Annotated in this window: 15 protein-coding genes; 2 read left to right on the top strand and 13 right to left on the bottom strand. The window is 52.7% G+C overall.

From position 1 onward, the window contains the following. Positions 1 to 177: 177 nt before the first annotated feature. The 13 genes from ACTQ52_RS07560 to ACTQ52_RS07620 all read right to left on the bottom strand — a co-directional run bounded on the left by ACTQ52_RS07560 (position 178) and on the right by ACTQ52_RS07620 (position 16,573). On the bottom strand, positions 178 to 2,727 hold the full coding sequence (locus ACTQ52_RS07560) for an FAD-dependent oxidoreductase (RefSeq protein WP_441982240.1): 2,550 nt from the start codon (positions 2,725 to 2,727) through the stop codon (positions 178 to 180). Positions 2,728 to 2,869: 142 nt separating this feature from the next. Beyond that, a complete protein-coding gene (locus tag ACTQ52_RS07565; protein WP_441226358.1) occupies positions 2,870 to 3,292 on the bottom strand; it encodes a NusG domain II-containing protein in 423 nt (140 codons plus the stop codon). A 194-nt stretch (positions 3,293 to 3,486) separates the two neighbouring features. Next, a complete protein-coding gene (locus ACTQ52_RS07570) occupies positions 3,487 to 4,434 on the bottom strand; it encodes a hypothetical protein (RefSeq protein ID WP_441982241.1) in 948 nt (315 codons plus the stop codon). 232 nt (positions 4,435 to 4,666) lie between these two features. After that, on the bottom strand, positions 4,667 to 6,136 hold the full coding sequence (locus ACTQ52_RS07575) for a PTS transporter subunit EIIC (RefSeq protein WP_441982242.1): 1,470 nt from the start codon (positions 6,134 to 6,136) through the stop codon (positions 4,667 to 4,669). A 67-nt stretch (positions 6,137 to 6,203) separates the two neighbouring features. Then, the gene (locus ACTQ52_RS07580) at positions 6,204 to 6,683 is read right to left on the bottom strand and encodes a PTS sugar transporter subunit IIA (RefSeq protein ID WP_410043436.1); all 480 of its coding nucleotides are present in this window, start codon (positions 6,681 to 6,683) and stop codon (positions 6,204 to 6,206) included. Between the two features lie 3 nt (positions 6,684 to 6,686). Next, positions 6,687 to 7,799, bottom strand: a complete 1,113-nt coding sequence (gene nagA / locus ACTQ52_RS07585) for an N-acetylglucosamine-6-phosphate deacetylase (RefSeq protein WP_441982243.1) — start codon at positions 7,797 to 7,799, stop codon at positions 6,687 to 6,689. A 26-nt stretch (positions 7,800 to 7,825) separates the two neighbouring features. After that, a complete protein-coding gene (gene nagB, locus ACTQ52_RS07590) occupies positions 7,826 to 8,557 on the bottom strand; it encodes a glucosamine-6-phosphate deaminase (RefSeq protein WP_410043434.1) in 732 nt (243 codons plus the stop codon). A gap of 13 nt (positions 8,558 to 8,570) precedes the next feature. Then, on the bottom strand, positions 8,571 to 10,190 hold the full coding sequence (gene ptsP / locus ACTQ52_RS07595; protein WP_441982244.1) for a phosphoenolpyruvate--protein phosphotransferase: 1,620 nt from the start codon (positions 10,188 to 10,190) through the stop codon (positions 8,571 to 8,573). Positions 10,191 to 10,225: 35 nt separating this feature from the next. Further along, positions 10,226 to 10,483 (bottom strand): HPr family phosphocarrier protein, encoded by a 258-nt coding sequence (locus ACTQ52_RS07600; protein WP_441982245.1) that lies wholly within the window; start codon positions 10,481 to 10,483, stop codon positions 10,226 to 10,228. 584 nt (positions 10,484 to 11,067) lie between these two features. Then, positions 11,068 to 12,417: an MATE family efflux transporter gene (locus ACTQ52_RS07605; protein WP_441982246.1), complete on the bottom strand. Its 1,350-nt coding sequence runs from the start codon at positions 12,415 to 12,417 to the stop codon at positions 11,068 to 11,070. Positions 12,418 to 12,606: 189 nt separating this feature from the next. Further along, positions 12,607 to 13,566: a carbohydrate kinase family protein gene (locus ACTQ52_RS07610; protein ID WP_441982247.1), complete on the bottom strand. Its 960-nt coding sequence runs from the start codon at positions 13,564 to 13,566 to the stop codon at positions 12,607 to 12,609. 27 nt (positions 13,567 to 13,593) lie between these two features. Then, positions 13,594 to 15,108, bottom strand: coding sequence for a GH32 C-terminal domain-containing protein (locus tag ACTQ52_RS07615; protein ID WP_441982298.1), 1,515 nt, complete (start codon positions 15,106 to 15,108; stop codon positions 13,594 to 13,596). Positions 15,109 to 16,066: 958 nt separating this feature from the next. Then, a complete protein-coding gene (locus tag ACTQ52_RS07620; protein WP_441982248.1) occupies positions 16,067 to 16,573 on the bottom strand; it encodes a hypothetical protein in 507 nt (168 codons plus the stop codon). Positions 16,574 to 16,758: 185 nt separating this feature from the next. Between ACTQ52_RS07620 and ACTQ52_RS07625 the strand changes: the two genes are divergently transcribed. Both ACTQ52_RS07625 and ACTQ52_RS07630 read left to right on the top strand, forming a co-directional pair. Further along, on the top strand, positions 16,759 to 17,031 hold the full coding sequence (locus ACTQ52_RS07625) for a type II toxin-antitoxin system Phd/YefM family antitoxin (RefSeq protein ID WP_410043427.1): 273 nt from the start codon (positions 16,759 to 16,761) through the stop codon (positions 17,029 to 17,031). Beyond that, complete coding sequence (locus tag ACTQ52_RS07630) at positions 17,012 to 17,329, top strand: type II toxin-antitoxin system RelE/ParE family toxin (protein ID WP_410043426.1); 318 nt, start codon at positions 17,012 to 17,014, stop codon at positions 17,327 to 17,329. Before ACTQ52_RS07625 ends, ACTQ52_RS07630 begins: the two co-directional genes overlap by 20 nt. The last annotated feature ends 149 nt before the right edge of the window (positions 17,330 to 17,478 follow it).

Below are 17,478 nucleotides of genomic sequence, written 5' to 3' on the forward strand. Positions count from 1 at the left end.
ATGCGCAGAATAATCAAGAAGGCCGCCCCTTTCGGAGCGGCCCATGCATGGTATTTTGTAGCTGTTCAGCCAGCTGCCCGGAGGACTGCCGGCTGAATCGTTTCATATTCTGTTTCTGTTCATTCTGCCATCCATCCCCGTGAACGATCCGCAGAATCGTTTCCTGCATTCAGCAGATTAGTTATCCTCGCTGATAGCGTTTGCTGCGGTACGACCGGAAACGAAGATCTCCGTGATCGCGTTACCGCCGAGACGGTTACCACCGTGGATACCACCAGTCACCTCACCGGCTGCATAGAGACCCGCGATCGGCTTCTCGTCTGCATCGAGTACGTGACGCTTCACGTCTACGTGGATACCGCCCATCGTATGGTGGGTCGACGGAGCGAGGAAGCGGATACGAAGCTTTGCATCGTCGAGGTTATAGGTGTCGGCCTTGTAGGAGCCGTCCTCGTTCTTCTCGCAGTCGCCGATCAGTGCAGAGAACTGCTTCTTGCTGACATCCTGTGGCTGTGTGCCATTGATGATCGCCTGATCGTAATCCTCGATGGTCGCCTTGATGGTCTCGACATCCGTGTCGAAGCCCTCTGCCTTCAGCACATCTGCGATCTCGCCGATGGTTCTGACATACTGACGCCCCTCGACATCCTCATCCTTGTACGGATATGGTCCAGGAATCGGGGTAGCTGCATTGGCGATCTCGATGAAGACGCCCTTATGGCCGTTCCACTCGATACCGTTTCTGAACTCGCCGAGAGACAGAACATCACGCTCAGAGGTCTCATCTACGAAACGCTTGCCCGTCGTCGGGTTGATGTAAACAGCATAGTCACCGCCGCCGAATGCGAGGTCACCGTTGTCTACCCAGGAGATCGGCATCAGCTGTGTATAGCCCATACCGGTCGTTGCGGCGCCGACAGCCTCGGCCATCGTGATACCGTCGCCCTGCAGCGAGCTGCGGTTTGTGGTCTCGGTCTTATCATTGAGATACTCCGGATCCCAGTACTCGTTGGTCTCTACGACCTTAGCAATGTTCGCCGCATAACCACCGGTTGCGAGAACGACACCCTTCTTCGCATGTGCAGTGACCGGTGTACCATCATACATCGTCGCCTTCACACCCGTTACACGGCCATCCTCCTGGATCAGCTCCTCGGCGGTGGTACGTGTCATGATCTTATTGTGCTCGTTTGCGTTCAGGAAGGAGGTCATCGGAGCTACGAAGTAGGTGCCCCATCTGCCATCATACTCCTCGGTCTGTCCATCACCATCGGTATCAACATTGGCACCGATAAACTGGTTCTCTCTGTACCAGAGGGCACCGATCAGGGTCGGCTGTGTATCTTCGACGAAGGTCGAACCCATCGACTCGAGCCATGGCTTCAGATCCTGACCATCCTTGATGAACTGGGAAACGAGATCGACATCGCCCCAGATCCAGCTGGACTTATCCGCGCTCTGACGAAGGCCGCCATAGTAGCTCTGGAAGATGTGAAGGTTTACCGTTGAGAACAGGGTGAGATCGGACTCCGGTGTGCCGGCGTCGAGCTTCGGCTGTGCCCAGTCGAGGTATGCCTTGATTTCCTTCTTGAGCGCCTGGAGAGTCGGGAGATACTCAGCAACGACACCGTGCTTCGAAAGCTCCTCGATATCACCGGCTACATACTCGTGTGTATCGTAGTAATCCTCATCGAATGGCTCCTCGGACCAGTTGTAGATGGTCTTCAGCTCATCGATACAGCCCTGTACGGACTTCACCTTGTTGTACTCATTTCCATCGAAGCCGATACCGGTCGTCGCATCCGGATTCTCTGGATCCCATACGAGATACGGCATCACAGACTGGTACTGACCGCCGGATACGAGGGTATTACCACCGACCTCGACGTTCTTCTCGATCACGAGTACGCTCTCGCCGTTCTGTGCGGCCTGTGCAGCTGCCGCCATACCGGCTCCGCCGCCACCGACAACAACCACATCCCAGGTATCCTCGATCGGATCCTGCGCCTTTACCTCGAGGGTGTTTGCCTTAAACGCATCGAGGTTGGTCGCACCAGCCTGCTCTGCAGCATCATTGACTGCGGTCTTCAGTGCCTTCGAGGAGAAGGTCGCACCGGACACGGCATCGACGCCGGTACCGTTTGCCTCGATCATCTGCGGGATGAGTACCTCGAACGCGGTATCACCTACATGAGCGGTCTCCTTCGTATCCACGATCTTGATATCCGTGATCTTACTGTCATCGAAGGTAACCTCCACGGTCGTCGGGCCGTTATAGCCCACACCGGTTCCTGTATAGGTACCTGCGGTGAATGCAAGCGCTTCATCGGAGCCGGTGGACGCATCACCACTCTTCGCCTTTTCAATGGCAGCGGCCATCGCCTTCTTTACGGCGTCACTGGTCACGGTCGAACCACTGACCGCGTCCACCTCTGCGGACTGCGCCTTCAGAAGCTCGCCCTGCAGCTTTTCCATCGCAGCGCCACCCTTGTCCGGGGTCTCATTCGGTCCCTCGACCTTTACATCTGTGATCTCCGACTCACTGGTCGTGATGGTGACCGTCACCTTACCGGCGAAACCCTCCTCGGATGCCGAGTAGGTGCCTGCCACATACTGCTTCGCAGCTTCCGTAGCAGCCGCTGTCGTCTCTGCAGGCTTTCCGGTTGAGCATGCCGTCATCGATGCGACGAGGCAAAGCGCCATCGCACCACTTACGATTTTTTTCATAGTCCCTCCTTCTTTCACGTACTACAAAAACCGATAATATTTTATCATATCGGATACAACCATACAACATGTTGTATAGAAAAGATGCAGAAAAGCCGGAAACAGAAGCCATACTCCGCTTCTGTTTCCGGCCCTCGGTGCCCTATTCAATCACGACGATGATCCCGTGCGGCAGGCAGGTGATAGGGAAATCGTAGTCCGAACCACTGAGCTTTCCGATCGATACACATACCTGGTTCGAGCAGTTCGATTCCGGCACCCATACCTCACCATCCTTGATTTCCAGCAGATTCACATCATGCTGCGATGGATACGCCTCCTCACCAAGTGACGCAAGTGTCGTATCCTTCGGCACCTCGATGGCCCGCCCATCCTCGATCTTATACATCGCATCCTTCGAGAGCGGCACACGCAGGATCTCCTGATCGCCGTACTGCACCACGACATCGAGCCGCGGACCACTGGTCTTTCGAATCACGAGCATCGCGACGAAGCTGATGACGATGATCGCCGCGATGACTGCGATCACGATGATATTTCTCTTCTTATTTACTGTTTCCTGCATATTTCTCCCCATCGGATGCCTGCATACAGCCTCCGAATTTCCTTTCTTTCTTTGGCGGCCTGTTTTCGGCCTCCGGATTTCCTTTCTTTCTTTGGCGACCTGTTTTCGGCCTCCGGATTTCCTTCCTATCTAATCATCATTCAGATCATTTCCCAGTGCATCCATGCACTGGCCGCGGCACCGGGTTCGGTACTTCAGTGCTCGACCTCTGTCTGTCCGATGATCTGAAAAAGCATCTCGTAGCTCTTCCCTTCCTCCGGCCGGAATGGCCAGTGCAGCCGTTTCTCCTGCACATCGGGATAGCGCTGCCGTATATCCTGCATCGACTGAAATGCGCCCTCGACCGGATGCGCCTCATCCTCCTCGACCGCGATGATCACCCGGTCGCCCATCGACAGCATCACCTCGTTCAGCACCGGGATAAACTGATCGTCGATCGCCCGCAGCGCCTCGAAAAACGGATCATGATTCATCGCATGTCCGAGGATCTGCTCCTCTACATTCCCCGCGAGCGTCAGCCAGCTGTAGCTCAGGATACTCCAGAACTGACTGTGCAGTCCCACACTGACGACCATATCGTAGTGCTCCTTCGGAAGCCTCGCCCGCAGCACCTCCCGAGTCGCAAATACCTTCCGCCGGATCTGCTCCAGCGCCGCCTGCGACATCTCCATAAACGCCGCCTCCGTAAGCGCTCGACCGCTTCGCACCACCTGATCATACAGCGTCTCGAAAAACGCCGCCACATCCTCCATCGTCACCCCAGAAAGGGAAGTATCCCACAGCGCCACCTTCGGACAATGCTGCAGCCCATAACGCACGAGCCCTCTCTCCATACTCTCACGATCCAGATCGATCAGCATGATCCGCTCGAAGCGCTCACTCAAACGCCGGAGGTCGATGTCATTCGCCGGCCCGATCCCGAACAGCGCGATAGAGCCTGTCGCCTTCGTGTCCGATGTAGGCATTGGCCGCCGTGAACGCTCCACGTCCTGAATCGAGGCCTGCAGCGAAGCCTCCTGCATCAAATCTGGCGGTGATGCACTGGCCAGAATAAGATCCGTGACCTCTTCCCGGTACACCGCCCAGCTCTCGAACGCCCCCGGAATCTCAAATTCCTTCTTGATTTCATCGATTACATTCATACCCCCTATACTACCATAAACCTCTCCTGTTTTCCGAACCTTTCCTCTTTTTTTAGTATTTTTAGTCCGGGCAGCGCCTGAACATTCAAATTGTCTGCAGCGAGGAAGGCCGGAGAGCCGGCCTTCCTACTGGACATAGAAAAACTGCCGCACATAACGTGCGGCAGTCCCTTCGCTTTTCATAATAGTGGGATTTTCAGTGTATCCCGAAACACTTCATCCTGTTCTCAGCTTACTTGCAAAGCTCAGAGAACGCATCTGCTACGAACTGAACCTTCGTGCCGACGATCACCTGAACTGAGGTCTTACCAGGCTTGATGACACCGGCAACGCCTGCAGCCTTGATGGCCTTGTCGTCAACCTGGGTCATATCCTTCACCTCAAGTCTCAGTCTGGTGACACAGTTGTCGATGCTGGCGATGTTCTCCTTGCCGCCGCAGCCTGCGAGGATCTGCTTTGCAATCGCAGTGAAGTCATCACTTGCGAGCTGAACATTCTTCTCAGCCTCTACATCATCATCCTCACGACCCGGAGTCTTGATATCAAACTTCTTGATCGCAAACAGGAATACGAAATAGAAAACAACGAATGCAGCGATGCCCAGCGGGATGATCAGCCATGTCTTCGCAGCTGCCGGAAGGGAAGCGGAGAAGAGGAGATCCATCGCACCTGCTGAGAATGAGAAACCAGCACGGAAGCCGAGGGCTACGGTAACAATCGTGAATACGCCATACAGTGCAGCATAGATCAGGTAGAGACCCGGTGCAAGGAACATGAATGCAAACTCGAACGGCTCGGTAACGCCACAGATGAAGGAACATACAGCAGCAGAAAGTAAGATACCGATGGTGGCAGCCTTCTTCTCAGGCTTCGCGCACTGTACCATCGCAAGTGCAGCACCCGGAATACCGAACATCATACATGGGAAGAATCCGGACATGTACATACCAAGGCTCCAGGAAACATCTGCAGATGTCTCACCAGCCCAGAAGTGAGAAAGATCACCGAGACCGATCGTATCAAACCAGAATACGTTGTTGAGCGCATGGTGTAATCCGGTCGGGATGAGGAGACGGTTCAGGAATGCATAGATACCTGCACCTACAACACCCATCTTCGCAATCGCATCACCGATGCTTACGAGTAAACCGAAGAACAGCGGCCATACGAACAGAAGAACGGCGGATACGATGATGGAAACCACACCTGCAACGATCGCTACGCAACGCTTACCACTGAAGAAAGCGAGCCAGTCCGGAAGCTTCGTGCCCTTGAACTTGTTGTAGCAGGTAGAACCGATCACACCGGCGAGGATACCGATGAACGGGTTTGCAATCTTGTTGAACGCGATGGTCTTGACTTCGCTCTCTGCGATCGACGGCATCAGGGTCGTCACAAATCCTGTAGAAAGGAGTGTGGTGAGCATGAGCCAGGAAGCAAGCGCAGCGATTCCGCCGGTACCGTCATTCTTATCAGACATACCGACGCCGACGCCGATTGCGAAAAGGATCGCCATGTTATCGATCAAGGCACCACCTGCCTTTACGAGGAACAGACCGATCAGGTTGGCTGCACCCTGGATATCACCACCCTGCATGGTTGCAGGACAGAGCAGGTATCCGATACCCATCAGGATACCACAGATCGGCAGCACAGCTACTGGGAGCATTAACGCTTTACCCAACTTTTGAAGAAACTTCATATTTCCCCTCCTTAAGAAAAATATACTAAATTGGATTACTCCAATCAGGTTCGAAATTAAACACTTATCAGGAAATCTTCAGCACGCTGTCCGCGAGTGTGACCTCGCCCTGCTTCTGCAGGCTGATTTCCTTATAATCATCGGTATTGCAGATCAGCACCGGTGTGATGATGTTTAAGCCGGCCGCCTGAATCTTCCCGAGATCCACATCCATCAGAAGATCTCCCTGCTTCACCTTATCCCCGGCCTTCACATGCGCAGTGAACGGCTCGCCCTTCAGGTTTACCGTGTCGAGTCCGATATGAATCAGGACCTCGACGCCCTGTGTCGTGGTCATCGTCACCGCATGCAGTGTGTCAAACACCATGGTGATCTCGCCATCGGCCGGTGCATATACCTTACCCTCTGCCGGAATCACCGCAAATCCATCACCGAGTATCTTCTCTGCAAAGGTCGGATCCGGTACCTCTGTGATCGGAACCACCTTTCCATTACACGGTGAGTGGAGGATGCTTCCCTTTTCCTTACTCTTAAAAAGTCCGAACATCTGTCAAATCTCCTCTCCGTCGATATAGACACTTACAAGATTTAAATCCTTATCCAGCAGCACGAAGTCCGCCTTCTTTCCTGTTTCAATGCTTCCGACCTCACCGTATATACCGATCTCTCTGGCCGGATTCTCCGTTGCGCACATGATGGCATCCTCCAGCGGAAGGCCGACGGTCTTCACACAGAAACGGACACAATCCATCAGATTCGTCGCGGAGCCTGCGATCGTGCCATCATGCAGTGTCGCACGATTGCCCCGCACGGTGACTGGCTGCCCACCGAGGGTATACTCACCATCCTCGAGGCCCGTCGCCCGCATGCTGTCACTGATGAGGATCATCCGCTTCGCACCGAACATCGCGAAGGTTGCACGGATCACAGACGGATGAATATGTACGCCATCACAGATCAGCTCAGGATGGACGTTCTCCGCATCCCGTGCGGCACCGATCACGCCCGGATTCCGGTGGTTGAGTGGCGGCATCGCATTGTAAAGATGCGTTACATGCGACGCACCATGCGCGATGGCGGTTTTCGCCGCTTCATAATCAGCCATGGTATGCGCGATGGAAACCACCACCTCACCCTTCACCTGATCGATGAAGTCGAGCGCGCCCGGCTCCTCCGGTGCGATATCTACGAGCTTGATAAGCCCCTTCGCCGCACTCTGCAGCTGTCGGAAGAGCTCCACGTCACAGCGAAGGATATTCTCCGCAGCCTGTGCCCCCTTCTTCGCGGCACTGATAAACGGTCCCTCCATATTGATACCGACGAGATGCGCACCACGCTTATACGTATATGCGCCCGCGTTCTGCATCACCTTGAGAAGCTCATCCTTTGCGATGGTCATCGTCGCCGGACACACGGACGTGACACCGATCGAAGCCTCATACTTCGTGATCACATCCAGCGCCTCTTCCGTGCCATCGCACATATCTGCGCCCATGCACCCGTGGAAGTGTATATCCACGAGGCCCGGAATCATGTAGAGGCCGTCTGCATTGACCACCCGCTCATCTCCGCCCTGCGCAGTGAATCGGCCACCGGTCACAGCGACATCCTTCGTTTCGAAGCGATGCTCCGCTGTATATACCTTTGCACCCTTTATAAGCATAGTTTTCAGCTCCCCTCTTCTGTGCTTTACAGCTCGACCTTGCTGAGCGCTGCCTCGTCCGCAACGAGGGTTACATCATTATGGAGCTGTAAAACAGATGCCGGAACCTTCGGTGTGATCGGACCGAAGAACGCATCGTGCACGATCTGTGCCTTGTCCTCGCCGCTTGCCACGATGAGGATCTTCTTCGCCTGCATGATGGTCTTGATGCCCATCGTGTATGCCTGCTTCGGAACGTCGTCCGCAGAAGCGAAGAAACGCTTGTTGGCTTCGATCGTCGACTCGGTGAGATTCACGCAGTGCACATCCGAATCGAAGGCCTCATCTGGCTCGTTGAAACCGATATGTCCGTTATGGCCGATGCCGAGAAGCTGCAGATCGATACCGCCCATGGACTTAATGAGTGCGGAGTAGCGCTTGCACTCCTTCTCGGAATCCATCTCCATGCCGTTCGGAAGATGTGTGCTCTCCACCGGGAGATTCACATGATCGAACAGATTCTCATGCATGAAGTAGTAGTAGCTCTGGTCGTTGTCACGTGTCAGCCCCTTATACTCGTCGAGGTTCACGGTGCGAACCTCGGAGAAATCGAGATCACCCTTCTGATACCACTCCACCAGCTGCTTGTATAAGCCGATCGGTGTGGATCCGGTCGCGAGGCCGAGTACACAGTCCGGCTTCATAATCACCTGTGCAGAAACGATGTTTGCGGCCTTACGGCTCATGTCCAGATAGTCCTTCGCTCTATAAATTCTCATGATTTCTACTCCCTTACTCCATCTCACAAATCTTACTGCGCACGCTGAGCACCATGGATGGTGCGACGCTCAGCTCATCGATTCCCATCTCGACGAAGCGCTCCGTCAGCGTCGTATCTGCGCCGAGCTCGCCGCAGATGCCGACCCACTTGCCTGCCTTATGCGCGCCGTCGATGGTCATCTGAATCATCCGAAGAACCGCCTCATGATGTGGATTATAGAAATCGTCCAGCTTCTCATTCTGGCGATCAATCGCAAGTGTGTACTGCGTGAGGTCGTTGGTGCCGATACTGAAGAAGTCGACGAGCTCTGCAAGCTCTGCACTCATCATCACCGCTGCCGGGGTCTCGATCATGATCCCCTGCTCCGGAATCGCATACGGGATATGCTCGCGCTCGAGCTCCGCGGCCACTTCCGCGACGATTTCCTTAATCCGAAGCACCTCGTCCGTCGAGATGATCATCGGATACATGATGGCAAGATTTCCATACTTCGCCGCACGAAGAAGTGCACGAAGCTGTGTCTTAAACACCTCCGGCTGCTTCAGACAGATACGAATCGCACGATAGCCCATCGCCGGGTTATCTTCCTTTCCGAGTCCGAGGTAATCGACATTCTTATCCGCACCGATATCGAGCGTTCGGATGATGACCTTCTTTCCGCCCATCGTCTGCAGTACCTGGCGGTATGCATTAAACTGCTCATTTTCGTCCGGCAGCGCCGTCTTTCCGAGATACAGGAACTCACTCCGGAACAGGCCGATCCCCTCCGCGTCATTTTCCTGTACATATGCTACATCCGAAACACTGCCGATATTCGCATAGACATGAACCTTACGGCCACTCTTCGTCACCGAAGGATGTCCCTTGTAGTTTGCAAGCAGCCGCTTCTGCTCTGCCGCCCTCGCCTGCATCTCGCGTGCAGCAGCGATGGCTGCCTCATCCGGATCCACGCAGAACACGGCATCCTTGCCATCGACGATACCCATCGTACCGGAGTGGAGACGGTCGAGCTCCACCGGCACACCGATCAGCGCCGGGATATTCATCATACGCGCGAGGATCGCGGTATGGGAGTTCGTCGAGCCATGGACGGTGACGAACGCGAGGATCTTACGCTTATCCATCTGCACCGTTTCACTCGGTGTCAGGTCATCTGCCACGATGATGGACGGTTCCATATGCGCCCAGTCGAGCTCCTCCTCACCACTCAGGTTCCGGATCAGACGATTCGAGATATCCTTCACATCCGCGGAACGCGCCTGCATGTACTCATCGTCCATATTCGCGAAGATCTCGGCGAAGTTATCTCCAGTGACCGCCACCGCGTACTCCGCATTGACCTCCTCCGTCTCGATCATCGAGTGGATCGCATCCTGGTAGTCCTCATCCTCGAGCATCATCTGATGCACCTCGAAGATCTGCGCATTTACCTCACCGACCTCCTGGAGCGCCTTCTCATAGAGCGCGCCCAGCTGGGTCTGCGCCTGCGCCTTCGCATCCTCGAGACGCTCGAGCTCTGCCGCGACATCCTCGATATGCTGGCGCTTCACGATGCCATCACGCTTCTTCAAAACATTGATCGGACCGATCGCCGTTCCCTTATAAACGGACTTTCCGATGTACTTTTCCATTTTCTGTCCTCTCAGATTCTATATCGATCGATGAATTACAGATTATTCTGGAAAAACTTTTCCATCGCTTCGAACGCAGCATCCTCATCCGGACCCTCGACCTGCACGTTCACCTCATCGCCCTGATTGACGCCCATGCTCATGATGGCGATCAGCTTTCCGGCAGCTGCGGTCTTTCCCTTGCAGGAAAGCGTCACCGCACTCTCGAACTTTTTCACTTCCTTCACCAGTAATCCGGCTGGTCTCGCATGCAGTCCGATCTCATCCTTAATCACATAAGAAAATTCCTTCATTTGTATCGCATCCTTTCTTACTGCTCAAAAAAAGCCTCGATCAAGCAGGCTTTAACATCACGAATTTTGTGTATTTTTAAATCGTTATGAATTGTGAAATTCTTAACTTTATAGTATTTTAACAATTTCTTTAGAATTTGTCCATCATTTTGCCGATGTTTATGACAGATTTGTCACATAAAGCGCTTACACTTACGTAATTTCGTCAATTTTCCAAAGCACCTTTTCTCATTCCACCCGGTTTTCATCGGCATAACTCTTAAGAATGTCATTTCCAGATGAATATTTAATTCTTGCCCCCTCGTAATTTAATGGGTCTGACCCCATTAAATTTTTCTAAACTGATTCTAAACTGAAGTTTATGGGGTCAGACCCCCTTACGAAATTCTTAAGACAGAAAAAGAGCCGCCCGGGAATCCCCGAGCGACTCTGCTCAATTCATTTCGATGCACTAATCTTAGCGCGTCGAACGCCGGATGCAAACTGTCAGCATCCACAAATCATTTCTTATTTTCGATGAAATATTCTATGAAAAAAATATCTCTTTCATGAAATCTATGCTCATGATGCAGTCTCCGCCTTAATTAATGCTGATAGATCCGCATCGCCTTTTTATAGATGCGGACGAAATAGATGATTTCCGCGATGGCCGTCAGTCCCCAGGAGAATGGATACAGGAGGTACAGGGACGGGATCGTATGGAAGTAGGCAAAGATCGTATATACCCAGATCACACGGAACACACAGGAGCCGAGCACGACGAGGATGGTCGGCACGACCGTCTCACCGAGGCCGCGGCAGGCGGCGATGGTGCAGTCCATAAAGGCCGAAATGCAGTAGGCGAGTCCCATGACACCGATTCGGTACATACCGGCATCGATGACGGCCGGCTCTGTCGTAAACAGTGCGAGGAACTCGCGTCCGAACAGCAGCAGGCTGCCACCGAGCACGAGGCCGATGGCGAAGGAATACGCCAGGCTGATGTAGAAGCTCTTTTTCACGCGATCGACCTTGCCTGCACCGTAGTTCTGGCTCATAAAGCTTGCGCAGGCCATATAGAAGGCGGCCATGGCATCATAGATCAGGTTGTCTGCATTGGCCGCCGCAGAGTTCCCCTTTACCATCAGCGAATCGAAGGAGTTGACGCCTGCCTGGATGAACAGATTTGCGAAGGCGAACACGGCGTTCTGAAGCCCCGCCGGCACACCGAGCATCAGCACACGCTGCCCGATCGTCCGATCGAACTTCACCTCCCGCAGGTGGAGCGCATAGCTGTCCTGCACCTTCGTCAGGGCATGAAGGATCAGTCCCGCGGAAACACACTGTGAAATCGCACTCGCAAGTGCGACACCGACCACGCTCAGATGACACACGATGACGAAGAACAGATTCAGAATCACATTCAGCACGCCCGCGATCGCGAGGAAGATCAGCGGCTTCTTCGTATCACCGATCGCACTGAAGACCGCATTACCGTAATTGTACAGTGCAAGCGCCGGCATACCCAGGAAGTAGACCCGGAGGTACATGACCGCACCCGGCAGCAGATCCGGCTTCGTGTTGATGGTTTTGAGCAATGCAGGCGACCCGAAGAGTCCGACGAGCAGGAGGATCACACCGGCGATCAGGCTGATGATCAGTGACGACCCGACCGTCTTTTTCACGTCTTTCGCACGACCGGCACCGTAATAGCGCGCAACCAGCACATTGATGCCACCACCGAGACCGATCAGAAATCCTGTAAACAGTGTAACGAAGATGCTCGTCGAGCCTACCGATCCGAGTGCAGTCGAGCCCGCGAAGCGTCCGACGATCGCAACATCCGATATATTAAACAGCACCTGAAGCAGGTTCGACATCACGAGTGGCAGACTCACGAAGAGAATCTGCTTCGCCAGTGGCCCCTCCGTCATATTGATTGCCTTTTTCATCATGAATTCCTCTCAGCTATAACCCGAAATGAACGCAAACATTCCTGTTTATATCAGTTTTTCAAATCTTTGTGAAGAGGATTTCCGTTTATTTTTCGGTACATAAAAAGCACCGCTTCATATGCCTGCTTCCATCAGAAAAGCCATGCCGTAGCATCACTACGGCATGGCCAGATGTTTTATGGTATGTGATTAAAGCGCTGCATTATCCAGAAGCTGCTTGATTTCCTCTGGCTTCGGCATCACACGAAGTGCGCCCTTTCGTGTCGTGATGATGGATGCTGCCGCATTTGCGTAACGAAGCATCACCCAGAGATCCGTTTCTGTTAACTCCTGTAATCCATGCAACAGGATATAGTGCAGTACACAGGCACAGAAGGTGTCACCGGCACCGGTGGTTTCGATCGTCGTCGGCTGAAGGAAAGGCTTCACCTCTACGATTTTATCCTGATAGTACGCACGGCTTCCATCTCTTCCCATCGAAACCAGAATCAGTGGAATCGAAAAACGCGCTCGAATCCAGCGAACACCTGCATCGAAGTCCTGCTCTCCACTCAGCCACTGGATTTCATTATCTGAGATTTTCAGGATATCACACTGTCCGAGTCCATACAGAACCTGTTCCTTCGCATCCTCGAGTGAATTCCAGAGCGGTTCACGAAGGTTCGGGTCGAAGGAAATCAGAGCGCCAGCTTCCTTCGCGATACGGATGGCTTTTTTTGTCGCCTGTCGTACACCCTCATGAGTCATCGAAAGTGTCCCGAAGTGAAAGATTCTGGCTTCCTTGATCAGCGGCTCCGGAAGCTCATCCTCACGAAGCATCATATCTGCACCCGGATTTCGATAGAAGGAGAAATCTCGATCGCCATCCGGAGTGTTATGTACGAGGGCCAGTGTCGTATGCACTTCTGGATCTCTTCTCAGTCCACTTGCATCGATTCCAACCTCTCGAATCGCTTTCTCGAGCTGCTGCCCGAAAAAATCCTGTCCGACCTTTCCGACGAAAGCCGTTTTATGTCCGAGACGTGACAGCATCGCCAGTACATTACATGGTGCACCACCTGGATTTGCTTCAAACAGCGGATTTCCCTGCGCACTCATCCCATTTTCCGTAAAATCGATGAGCAGTTCTCCTAAAGCTACTACGTCCATATCTCTCTCCTATCTCTGCTTACTCTTTCATGCCGGCAGAACGATGTCATACTTCTCAACCGTCATATGCAGTGTCTTATCACTGTAGAATCGAATCTCATCTGCCTCGAGCGGGGTACAGATGGCGGTCGTGGCCACCTGCTGTCCATCGTTTATGAAGAGCTCGATGGACTGACGATCGAGGATAAAGCGAAGCTTCTTCAGTCCCTTCGGATCATGTACCTTGATCTTTCTGGTGCAGACGATATCTTTCGTCACGCCACAGTAGGTCCGATCGATTTCCAGAATACCTTCACTCTTATGATAGCAGAAGCTCGTCTCGTATTCATCATTCGCTGCCAGCTTCATACGGAAGCACTCATACTCGTCATCTGCGAGCGTGATGGAGAGGTCGAGGTTACGTCCCTCGATACCTGGAAGCTTCTGCTCTCCCTGCAGCTCCACCTGCTCATAGCGGCAGGCATTCGCACGGTAGTTTTCGAGCTCACGTACCGGCTGCTGCCAGATTCTGCCATCACGAAGCGTCAGCTCTCGTGGCAGTGTCATCATCCCCTGCCATTTCTGACTGTTCGGCACGACACACGCATCCCAGGATTTCATCCATGCAATCATGATACGACGACCATCCGGAAGCTCTGTCGTCGGTGGGGCATAGAAATCCATACCGTAATCCAGTGGACGTGCCTCCTCTTTTACGAACGTATGCGTTTCTGTATCATAATCACCGAGGAAGTATACAGAATTATGACCGTTATGGCCTTCCTGGACGGTGGTATAGATGACCTGACCTTCATCCGTCACTGCAAAATGGTCACCGGTGTCACCATAGCCTTCGCCGAAGCCATTGATCAGAATCGCCGGGTCCTGGTCACCATTGTAAATGATAAACGAGAGCGGGATGACATCACCTTCGATATCAAATGCATCCTTCAGCTCCTGTGCATGATCACGAAAAGCGATCAGCACCTGCTCGAGCTCATCTGTCGTGGTCGGCACAGAAAGGCCGAGATAATCCAGCCACTTCTTATTGATATACGGGATATCACCGATCGCCTGGATGGCTTCCTTTCCGGAACCCAGCTGCTCGATCCATGGAAAAGCATAGATGTGTCCATCCGGGGCGGTACACATCGTCCGGTACTCCGGATAAGCCTCGAAAACCGCCTGAAGATTCGGCATGTACTTGTCGATCAGATTTTCCAGCGGGATGATGATGCCCTGCTTCGCATAACGAAGCAGATCATAATCGCTCATCTGCGCGTTAAACAGTCCATCCGGGAGATTTCCGAACTGTGCGAGTGCCAGGTTCTTCTTATCCGAGAACTGGTCCTGTACGAAACAGGTCCACTTGATATGGATATTCGTCTTTTCTTCGAGACGCTGGAAAATCACACGCTCATTCGGATTCTGCGTAGAGGTCGCCGGTGCAGCCGTAATGAATGAAAGCTCCTTCGTTTCCTTAAGAGGAAACTGAACCTCTGAAACCGGTGTATCCGGATCCTCAAGCACTTCCTTTGCAGCGGCCGGACGGCTCGCATAGATTTCTCCATGCTCACAGTATTCCGCATACGGAAGCATACGGTCATTTTCCGTCTTTTCATCTTCGCACTGGTCTACATAATCATCCCAGTCATACAGCGCTGTATCGTCGAGACTGTAGACCGCATCCGGGATGGTGCTCTCCCACCATGCAATCACAGCGTTTGCGGCATCCTTGGCCTCGTCCGCACCCTCGAGGATGTAGGCATTGACCAGCAGATCCGTGTCAAAGATCAGATTTGCAGAGACGGCCAGACTGCCGGAGCTGTCGCTGTCGGTGCTGCCACTGCCAGCGCCGCCTGACGTCGCCGAGCTTACGGCATCGACACTGTAGGCACTTCTGCTCTTTCGTGCCGACTTCACATTCTCCCCGGACGCCTCTCCGCTTGTCACACCGAAGCTCTTCGAGAAGGTCTGGAATCCGTTTGCATAAATCGTCAGTGTATACTTTCCCTTCGTCGCAAGATGATCTGTCTTATCGTTGTAAAGTACAAACAGATCCTGACTCAGCAGATACCAGTCATCAAATTTCTGAAGCTCCTCGATGTCGCCATTCGGCGTCTTCAGGGTGACACGCTCCACTGGCGAAGTGATGCCATATACGAGATCACTGACCGCAAAATGCAGATTCTTTCCGGACTGCGCGGTCTCCTTCAGTGTGAGCTTCGGCTTCTTCTCATTGACCACATGGATCGGAACCAGCGTGGTCTCGCCTGCACTCGACGTCACGCGTACATAATAGCGACCATTGTTCCGAAAATTCGTCTGTCCCATCGGGATCTCCAGCTCACCGACATGGCCCTTGCCATGCAGAACGTTCTTCTTCATGTCGAACTGAAGATCCGCATTGAGCGTCCTCTTCTGCTCGTCATAGGACACCAGCGCGAGCTTCTCGATGCCATCAAACCAGGTCTTCTCGTCCTCCGTGTTGTAATTAAACATAATAGACACCGTACCGCTCTCATTTTCCTTCATGATGGCGTCCGGTGCGTAGCTTGCATGCGCCGTCCTCGGTCTTATCATTCGCGTCCGTATTTTCCGTTTCCGTCGTCGCTTCACTCAGAGCGATCGTCTCGTACTTATCGGCATCTTCTGTACTGCGGATGCGGATCGTCCCCGGCGTGCGCTGCAGTGCGAGTTTGCCAATGCTTCCATCATCCGTCACTTTCGTCAGTGCACTGGTCACGTCTACGCCGTCGACCGTGACGACCGTATTTTCTGTGGTATAGCCCTCCTCATAGACGATCGGAAGCCACCAGCCGAGAGAATTCATCTCCGTCAGCTTCGTTTTCGTCTCATCAACGAGATTCGCAGTTGACTCCGGTGACGCTGTATTCTCTCCTGAATCCGGTTTCCCAGAATTCTCCGTATCGCTTCCCGTCTGATTTCCGCTGTTCTCCGAACCAGTACCGGAGCCACTGGCGGATTGATTCGTGCGCGGTTCCCCGCTTCGGTACTTCTGGTGCATTTCTCATAGTTCTCGCTGCGTTCTTATACCCCATGTACCTTGATTTTCTTGCCATCAGATTCTCCTTAAAAAATGCAGATGCCAGAGAATGAATTTTTCTCTGACATCTGCCCCATTGGCTTTTAGTTTTTTATTGTGATTCTGATAAAATAATGATAATGTAGTGTTATAAAGGAGGTGCCACTATGATCAACATTCGTCCTGTCTCAGATCTCAGAAATAAGTTTCCAGAGATTGAGGAAACAGTTACTAATTCCAACGCGCCTGTGTTTCTTACAAAGAATGGTTATGGAACGATGGTGCTCATGAGCATTGAACAATACTCCGAACTCACAGATAACATCGAGCAGAAACTGGATGAGGCTGATGCCGCTGCCGAACAAACTACCGTTCGGTATTCTGCTTCAGATGTTTTCGGCAGAGCAAGGAGAAGAATCAATGAGCACGCAAAAGTATAATCTGTCTTTCCTTCCCCTCTTTGAGGAAGACCTGGATGAGATCACAGATTATATTGCGAACCATCTGCATAATCCTGATGCTGCTCTCCGTCTGATTGATGATATTGAGATTGCGATCAATAAACGGCTTGAGACTCCGCTTGCTTTCGCACCCTATCCGTCATCGAAAACTAGGCCTCATCCTTACTACCGAATCAATGTAAGAAACTTTTCAATATTCTATGTTGTCATTGGCGACACAATGGAAATTCGCCGTGCTCTGTACGCCAAGCGTGATCTTGACAACCTGCTGACATAATTACAGTCAAGCCGCCTTCTGAAACAGGCGGCTTTTTCTGTCATCACTAGCACTGTATTTGCTACTGCGATTACTTTGCTCATATTCTTTTCCTCCCATCACGCATACCTAGAAGCCGGCGCGCATATAAAAAGAGGCACCCCTTCTCA

It is taken from the genome of Oribacterium sp. Sow4_G1_1, from assembly GCF_052116105.1.
Classification (GTDB): domain Bacteria; phylum Bacillota; class Clostridia; order Lachnospirales; family Lachnospiraceae; genus Oribacterium.

What these genes read in the sequence shown, in the direction of transcription:
- nagA (WP_441982243.1), bottom strand. Translation starts at nt 7,799, where the DNA reads ATGCTTATAAAGGGTGCAAAGGTATATACAGCGGAGCATCGCTTCGAA.
- ptsP (WP_441982244.1), bottom strand. Translation starts at nt 10,190, where the DNA reads ATGGAAAAGTACATCGGAAAGTCCGTTTATAAGGGAACGGCGATCGGT.
- ACTQ52_RS07625 (WP_410043427.1), top strand. Translation starts at nt 16,759, where the DNA reads ATGATCAACATTCGTCCTGTCTCAGATCTCAGAAATAAGTTTCCAGAG.
- ACTQ52_RS07570 (WP_441982241.1), bottom strand. Translation starts at nt 4,434, where the DNA reads ATGAATGTAATCGATGAAATCAAGAAGGAATTTGAGATTCCGGGGGCG.
- ACTQ52_RS07605 (WP_441982246.1), bottom strand. Translation starts at nt 12,417, where the DNA reads ATGATGAAAAAGGCAATCAATATGACGGAGGGGCCACTGGCGAAGCAG.
- ACTQ52_RS07560 (WP_441982240.1), bottom strand. Translation starts at nt 2,727, where the DNA reads ATGAAAAAAATCGTAAGTGGTGCGATGGCGCTTTGCCTCGTCGCATCG.
- ACTQ52_RS07565 (WP_441226358.1), bottom strand. Translation starts at nt 3,292, where the DNA reads ATGCAGGAAACAGTAAATAAGAAGAGAAATATCATCGTGATCGCAGTC.
- ACTQ52_RS07575 (WP_441982242.1), bottom strand. Translation starts at nt 6,136, where the DNA reads ATGAAGTTTCTTCAAAAGTTGGGTAAAGCGTTAATGCTCCCAGTAGCT.
- ACTQ52_RS07580 (WP_410043436.1), bottom strand. Translation starts at nt 6,683, where the DNA reads ATGTTCGGACTTTTTAAGAGTAAGGAAAAGGGAAGCATCCTCCACTCA.
- ACTQ52_RS07630 (WP_410043426.1), top strand. Translation starts at nt 17,012, where the DNA reads ATGAGCACGCAAAAGTATAATCTGTCTTTCCTTCCCCTCTTTGAGGAA.
- ACTQ52_RS07600 (WP_441982245.1), bottom strand. Translation starts at nt 10,483, where the DNA reads ATGAAGGAATTTTCTTATGTGATTAAGGATGAGATCGGACTGCATGCG.
- nagB (WP_410043434.1), bottom strand. Translation starts at nt 8,557, where the DNA reads ATGAGAATTTATAGAGCGAAGGACTATCTGGACATGAGCCGTAAGGCC.
- ACTQ52_RS07610 (WP_441982247.1), bottom strand. Translation starts at nt 13,566, where the DNA reads ATGGACGTAGTAGCTTTAGGAGAACTGCTCATCGATTTTACGGAAAAT.
- ACTQ52_RS07620 (WP_441982248.1), bottom strand. Translation starts at nt 16,573, where the DNA reads ATGCACCAGAAGTACCGAAGCGGGGAACCGCGCACGAATCAATCCGCC.